We start from the raw sequence: 4,887 nt of genomic DNA on the forward strand, positions 1-4,887 counted from the left end.
GCCCGCACGGCCGCGACGACGTCTGTGAGGGGGACCGGTCGCTCGTCGTCGGTGGGGCGGGGGGCGGGGGTGGTCGGAGCGGTGACCTCCTCGACCTCCGCGAGGGCCTCGGCGAGCCTGCGCAGCCCGGCGGGTGCCTCGCCGGCGTCGATCCGGGCCCGGACCTGCTCGGCGGCGGCGACGGTGGCGGGCTCGCTGGGGGCCGCGGTGTCCGGTGCGCGCTCGGGAGCGACCTCCTCGACCTGCGCCACCCGGTCCGCCAGCCGCTCCACGAACTCGCCGAGCTCGGCGACCTCCACGACCTCGGCGGTCTCGGGCCTGCCCTCGGGCTCCGGCTCGGGGCGGCGCCCCGCCGCGGATCCGACGTCCACCTGCACGACTCTCACCTCCATCCGGCCGTCGCGTCCCGATCGACGGTCACCGGATGTATCGGTCGCGCGGGACCGATGTTCCACCCCGGACGAGTGGAACTGCAACAGAAAGCCGACGAATGACCACACTCTGCGCCGAGTCGGCCGCACGACGGGGTGACGGGCGGGGCCGTGTGGGTGTCGGTGGACGCACCACGGGCCCGACCGGCGTGCAGGTCAGGCCCGTGAGGTGTACGCGCAGTTACTGGATCGCGGTGTCCGCGACCGGCTTGAGCCGCTCCGAGTCCTCGTCGGCGTGGTAGTCGAGGCCGTCCGTCGCGTCGGGGCCGGGGGCCACCTTGGCGGCGTGCAGGGCCACCGAGACGACCACCGCCACGACCAGGTTCACGACGAGCGCCACGAACCCCACGTAGATCTGCACCGTGGAGCCGGCGAAGGGGTGCCAGCCGAAGACCGTCAGCTTGTCCAGGGTGAGCGCCGAGCCGCCGAAGTGGGCCTTGCCCGCCGCCGGGTTCGGGATGAGGTAGAGCAGGTAGAGCCCGTAACCCATGCCGACGACCCAGCCCGCGACCAGCGCCCAGCGGTGCAGCCAGCGCGTGTAGAGCGCGATCGCGACGGCGGGCAGGGTCTGCAGGATGATCACGCCGCCGATCAGCTGCAGGTCGATGGAGAACTGCGGGTCGACGAACAGCACGAACGCCACCGCCCCGAACTTCACGACGAGCGAGGCCAGCTTGGCCTGCCGGGCCTCCTGCTTCGGGGTGGCGGACCTGTGGAAGTACTCCTTGTAGATGTTGCGGGTCCACAGGTTGGCGGCGGCGATGGACATGATCGCCGCGGGCACGAGCGCCCCGATGCCGATGGCCGCGTAGGCGACGCCCGCGAACCAGTCCGGGAACTGGCCGTCGAACAGGACGGGGATGATCGTGTTCGTGTCCGGCCTGCCGGTGGCGTTGTTGGTGATCGGCTTGCTGCCCGCCGCGATCGCGACGAAGCCGAGCAGCGCCAGGAGGCCGAGCAGGAACGAGTAGGCGGGCAGGGCCACCATGTTGCGCTTGATGACGTCTCGCCCGCGGGAGGCCAGCACGCCGGTCAGCGAGTGCGGGTAGAGGAAGAGCGCCAGGGCGGAGCCGAGCGCGAGGGTGATGTACTGCAGCTGGTTGTTGGCGGTCAGCAGGATGGAGCCCTGCGGGTTGCCGGTCGCCGGGTTGGGCTGGGCCAGCTTCTGCTCCGCCGCCCCGAAGATCGCCGACCAGCCGCCGAACCGGGCGGGCAGGTAGATCACCGCGACCAGGATGACCAGGTAGATCAGGATGTCCTTGACGAAGGCGATCAGGGCGGGGGCGCGCAGCCCGGACTGGTACGTGTAGACCGCGAGGATCACGAACGCGACGAGCAGCGGCAGGTGCCCGGCGATGCCGGTCCCGTTGAGCCCCATGGTCCGCAGCACCGCCTCGAGCCCCACGAGCTGCAGCGCGATGTACGGCATCGTCGCCACGATCCCGGTCACGGCGACCAGGAAGGCCAGCAGCGAGCTGCCGTAGCGGCCGCGCACGAAGTCCGCGGGCGTGACGTAGCCGTGCACGCGCGAGACCGACCAGAGCCGCAGGACCGGCAGGAAGACGATCGGGTACAGCACCACGGTGTAGGGCAGGGCGTAGAAGCCGAGCGCGCCCGCCCCGAACATCAGCGCGGGCACCGCGACGAACGTGTACGCCGTGTAGAGGTCACCACCCACGAGGAACCAGGTGATCCACGCCCCGAACTTCCGGCCGCCGAGGCCCCACTCGTCGAGGTGGTCCAGCCCGCCCCCACGCTGCCAGCGGGAGGCGACGAACCCCAGCACCGTGACGACCAGGAACAGGACCCCGAAGACGATGAGCTCGACCCACTGGATCATCGCCGGGCCCCCTCGTCCAGGTCGTCGACCTCGGGGTCGACGTCCGGCGCGGGCACGCCGTCGTCCTTGGTCTTGAGGTAGACGACCAGCACGCAGACGACGCCGACCGGCACCCAGAGGAACTGCGACCAGTAGAAGAACGGCATGCCCCACACCACCGGTTCCTTCGAGTTGAACCAGGGCGTGACGAGCATGAGCAGCGGAACGAGCAAGAGCAGGTTCCACGGGCTCCAGCGGAGACCGGAACGGTCGGCCATGACCCCTCCCCCGAGTAGGTGGCTGCGGGGACGGTAAGGCGTTGCGGCCCGGAACGCACGACGACCCGCCCCGGATGTACCGGGACGGGTCGTCGGGGGTCCGGCCTCAGAGACCCAGACGCTGCTTGAGGGCCTCGAGCTCGTCCCGCATCGACGTCGGGAGCTTGTCGCCGACCTTGGCGAACCACTCCTCGATCAGCGGGATCTCCTGCTTCCACTCCTCGACGTCCACGGCGAGGGCCGCGGCGACGTCCTCGGCGGTCGCGTCCACGCCGTCGAGGTCCATCTGGTCGGGGGTGGGGACGTAGCCGATCGGGGTCTCGACCGCGGCGGCCTTGCCCTCGATCCGCTCGATGATCCACTTGAGCACGCGGCTGTTCTCGCCGAACCCGGGCCACAGGAAGCGGCCGTCGTCCCCGCGGCGGAACCAGTTGACGTAGAAGATCGCGGGCAGCTTGTCCGCGTTCGCGCCCTTGCCGACGTTCACCCAGTGCTGGAAGTAGTCGCCGACGTTGTAGCCCAGGAAGGGCAGCATCGCCATCGGGTCACGGCGGACCTGGCCGAGCCCACCGGCGGCGGCGGCGGTCTTCTCCGACGACATCGTGGCGCCGAGGAAGGTGCCGTGCTGCCAGTCGCGGGCCTCGGACACCAGCGGGACCGTGGTCTTGCGGCGGCCGCCGAACAGGATCGCCGAGATGGGCACGCCCTGCGGGTCCTGCCACTCGGGCGCGACGACGGGGCACTGCGAGATCGGCACGGTGTAGCGCGAGTTCGGGTGCGCGGCGTCCGTCCCGGACTCGGGCGTCCAGTCGTTGACCTTCCAGTCGGTGAGGTGCTGGGGGTCGCCCTCCAGGCCCTCCCACCAGATGTCGCCGTCGTCCGTCAGCGCGACGTTGGTGAAGATCGCGTTGCCCGCCTCGATGGTGCGCATCGCGTTGGGGTTGGTCTTCCAGTTGGTGCCGGGCGCCACGCCGAAGAAGCCGAACTCCGGGTTGACGGCGTAGAGGCGGCCGTCCGCCCCGAAGCGCATCCACGCGATGTCGTCCCCGACGGTCTCGGCGCGCCAGCCCGGGATGGTCGGCTGCAGCATCGCGAGGTTCGTCTTGCCGCAGGCGCTCGGGAAGGCCGCGGCCACGTAGTACGCCTTGTCCTCCGGGCTGATCAGCTTGAGGATCAGCATGTGCTCGGCGAGCCAGCCCTCGTCGTGCGCGATGGCGGAGGCGATCCGCAGCGCGTAGCACTTCTTGCCCAGCAGCGCGTTGCCGCCGTACCCGGAGCCGAAGCTCCAGATCTCCCGGGTCTCCGGGTAGTGGACGATGTACTTCGTCTCGTTGCAGGGCCAGGCGACGTCCGCCTGACCGTCGGCGAGGGGCGCACCGACCGAGTGCACCGCGGGGACGAACTTGTCACCGGCCGGGCCGTCCAGCAGCGGCAGGACCGAGGCACCCATCCGGGTCATGATCTTCATCGAGACCACGACGTACTCGGAGTCGGTGATCTCGACGCCGAGCATCGGCTCGTCCGCGTCGAGCGGGCCCATGCAGAAGGGCACCACGTACATCGTGCGGCCACGCATGGAGCCCGCGAACAGCGGCTTGAGCGTGGCGCGCATCTCGGTGGGGTCGGCCCAGTTGTTGGTCGGGCCCGCCCCGTCCTCGGTGGCGGAGCAGATGAAGGTGCGCTCCTCGACCCGCGCGACGTCGTCGGGGTCCGAGGCGGCGTAGAAGCTGTTCGGCTTCTTCTCCTCGTTCAGCTTCGTGAAGGTGCCCGCCTCGACCAGCTTGCTGGTCATGCGGTCCCACTCGGCGTCCGAACCATCGCACCAGACGACCGCGTCCGGGGTCGTCAGCTCGGCGATCTCACGCACCCATGACAGCAGGCGCGCGTTGGTCGTGGGCGCATCGTCGATCCCGGGAACGGTCGCTGCGGTCATCCGTGTCTCCTGCCTGGCCGGCCCCCGTCTACCGGCCCGCGGAAATGCTGGGCAACCTCGCCTGGTCGGGACGAGGTTGTAACGGGGAAAGATGACTACGGAGGTTACCGGCAGGAGCCTGTTCCACACATGGGCGTGAACTGTCGATCGGCTCACAACACCGATCATGGAATCGATACAGATTGTTCTGACAAATGCTCTCACCACCGTTTTCCCTGGTCCCACAGCTCCAGGTGACGACCGTGACCTCAGGGTGGCGCGGCCCACGGTGGTTCGGGGGTGCGACACAGGTATGACGACCGTGTGAAATCGGGCAGGGCACTTACGAATTCGAAATACGCAACCATGCCCGGCGGAACAGCAATTCCCGCGCTCTTCAGGCGCTGCGGAGCACGCCCGCCCGCGCCGAGGGCCGCGGCGCCGGGT

4 protein-coding genes are annotated in these 4,887 nt (G+C 69.7%); all 4 read right to left on the minus strand.

Going from position 1 to position 4,887, the window contains the following annotated elements; translation table 11 throughout:
* Positions 1-377, minus strand: a 377-nt coding sequence (locus H5J29_RS20875) for a hypothetical protein (protein WP_376768554.1), incomplete at its 3' end; no start/stop codon positions are given.
* 235 nt (positions 378-612) lie between these two features.
* A complete protein-coding gene (gene mctP, locus H5J29_RS20880) occupies positions 613-2,271 on the minus strand; it encodes a monocarboxylate uptake permease MctP (RefSeq protein WP_181782736.1) in 1,659 nt (552 codons plus the stop codon).
* Positions 2,268-2,528 (minus strand): DUF3311 domain-containing protein, encoded by a 261-nt coding sequence (locus tag H5J29_RS20885; RefSeq protein WP_181782737.1) that lies wholly within the window; start codon positions 2,526-2,528, stop codon positions 2,268-2,270. The genes mctP and H5J29_RS20885 overlap by 4 nt, the downstream gene beginning before the upstream one ends.
* A 106-nt stretch (positions 2,529-2,634) precedes the next feature.
* On the minus strand, positions 2,635-4,461 hold the full coding sequence (locus H5J29_RS20890; RefSeq protein ID WP_181782738.1) for a phosphoenolpyruvate carboxykinase (GTP): 1,827 nt from the start codon (positions 4,459-4,461) through the stop codon (positions 2,635-2,637).
* Positions 4,462-4,887: the final 426 nt, after the last annotated feature.

It is taken from the genome of Pseudonocardia pini, assembly GCF_013870575.1.
GTDB classification, from domain to species: domain Bacteria; phylum Actinomycetota; class Actinomycetes; order Mycobacteriales; family Pseudonocardiaceae; genus Pseudonocardia; species Pseudonocardia pini.